The sequence below is a fragment of the Chryseobacterium metallicongregator genome (assembly GCF_031324065.1).
Taxonomy (GTDB): domain Bacteria; phylum Bacteroidota; class Bacteroidia; order Flavobacteriales; family Weeksellaceae; genus Chryseobacterium; species Chryseobacterium metallicongregator.
The window spans coordinates 1-822 of the sequence record NZ_JAVIXS010000032.1 but is presented as its reverse complement, the minus strand read 5'-3'; the positions used below and the strand labels follow the sequence as shown (position 1 = coordinate 822).

Annotated in this window: 1 rRNA gene; it reads right to left on the bottom strand. The window is 47.9% G+C overall.

What is annotated here, in order from left to right:
• Positions 1-822: ribosomal RNA gene (locus tag REB14_RS24110) — 23S ribosomal RNA — on the bottom strand; the annotation flags it as partial.

Below are 822 nucleotides of genomic sequence, written 5' to 3'. Positions count from 1 at the left end.
CGGACCGCTCGACTAGTGAGCTGTTACGCACTCTTTAAATGAATGGCTGCTTCCAAGCCAACATCCTAGCTGTCAATGCAGTCCAACCGCGTTGTTTCAACTTAACATATATTTTGGGACCTTAGCTGTTGGTCTGGGTTCTTTCCCTCTCGGACATGGACCTTAGCACCCATGCCCTCACTGCCGTAGAACATTTATTAGCATTCGGAGTTTGTCAGGAATTGGTAGGCGATGAAACCCCCGCATCCAATCAGTAGCTCTACCTCTAATAAACTTATATACGACGCTGCACCTAAATGCATTTCGGAGAGTACGAGCTATCTCCCAGTTTGATTGGCCTTTCACCCCTACCCACAGGTCATCCGAAGACTTTTCAACGTCAACCGGTTCGGTCCTCCACTCTGTGTTACCAGAGCTTCAACCTGCCCATGGGTAGATCACAAGGTTTCGCGTCTAATCCTACTAACTATGCGCCCTATTCAGACTCGCTTTCGCTCCGGCTCCGGTACTTAATACCTTAACCTCGCTAGTAAAATTAACTCGTAGGCTCATTATGCAAAAGGCACGCCGTCACAGCTGTATGCTGCTCCGACCGCTTGTAGGCGTACGGTTTCAGGTTCTATTTCACCCTTCTATTCGAAGTGCTTTTCACCTTTCCTTCACAGTACTTGTTCACTATCGGTCTTTCAGGAGTATTTAGCCTTGGAGGATGGTCCCCCCATATTCAGACAGGATTTCACGTGTCCCGCCCTACTCATTTATCATCTTAATATGCCTTTCATATACGGGGCTATCACCCTCTACGGCTGTTCTTTCCAGAAC